Raw genomic sequence first — 292 nt, forward strand, 5'->3', positions numbered from 1 at the left:
GCTCCTCCATGATCTTCTTCTGGAGGGCCAGGAAGGCGTCCATCAGCGCCTCAGGCCGAGGCGGGCAGCCGGGAACGTAGACGTCTACGGGGACGATCTTGTCCACCCCCTGGAGCACGCGGTCGTAGCGGGTGTAGGGCCCGCCGTTTGTGGCGCAGGCGCCCATGGAGATCACCCACTTGGGGTAGGGCATCTGCTCGTACAGCAGCTTGACCGCCGGCGCCATCTTCTTGGTCACCGTCCCGGAAACGATCATCACGTCCGACTGCCTGGGCGAGGGAAATGGGATGAT

1 protein-coding gene is annotated in these 292 nt (G+C 64.4%); it reads right to left on the minus strand.

Going from position 1 to position 292, the window contains the following annotated elements:
• A partial coding sequence (locus tag PZC42_RS20780; RefSeq protein ID WP_438802981.1) for an NADH-quinone oxidoreductase subunit B occupies positions 1 to 256 on the minus strand: 256 nt, incomplete at its 3' end.
• Positions 257 to 292 lie beyond the last annotated feature (36 nt).

Origin of the sequence: Isoptericola croceus (assembly GCF_029382255.1) — a bacterium.
Lineage (GTDB): Bacteria > Actinomycetota > Actinomycetes > Actinomycetales > Cellulomonadaceae > Isoptericola > Isoptericola croceus.